At 40.0% G+C, this 568-nt stretch carries 1 pseudogene; it reads right to left on the minus strand.

Going from position 1 to position 568, the window contains the following annotated elements:
* Positions 1-544 (minus strand): annotated as a pseudogene (locus tag HMPREF0106_RS00010) (DUF1016 N-terminal domain-containing protein); the annotation flags it as partial.
* Between the last annotated feature and the right edge of the window lie 24 nt (positions 545-568).

Below are 568 nucleotides of genomic sequence, written 5' to 3' on the forward strand. Positions count from 1 at the left end.
TGTTTTTGTAAAGTTAGTCAGTGCCTTGCCCTGCCGCTCATAAAGGTCGGTGCTAATGAAATTGAGCAGCATACTACGACTCCAGCCGTTCTCCACCGTCTGGTGAACATAGAACAGAGCTTTGTCTATATCGTCTTTCACTTTATCCATTATCAAGACAATGGTGTCTCCATGGGACTTCAAATATTCCACCAACTTGGTGGAATAATTCCGTTTCATTTTTTCCACCAAGTTGGTGGAAAGTTTTCAGAGCATCCTTATATAACAAATAAAATTTCCTACAATAGTAAATATTGCTCTTTGACAAACCAGCCGCATTGGGTATAGCTTCACGTAAATCTTTGCTCAATCGAGTGATAACACTTTCGCCCCAGCGTTCTTCTACGTGCAATTCAACAATGTCACGACCTAAAAGCCAGTTGAATTTCAACTGTTCCACATTTACTTTCACCGCTGCCTTTATTTGGCTTTGACGATAGCGACCGCAAAGGTCTTTCACCCATTGCAGATATTCTTTATCAAGTATGTTTATTGACTTGTTCATCGTAATCTATAATACTTCAGTTGC

Origin of the sequence: Bacteroides sp. D22 (genome assembly GCF_000163675.1) — a bacterium.
Taxonomy (GTDB): Bacteria; Bacteroidota; Bacteroidia; order Bacteroidales; family Bacteroidaceae; genus Bacteroides; species Bacteroides xylanisolvens.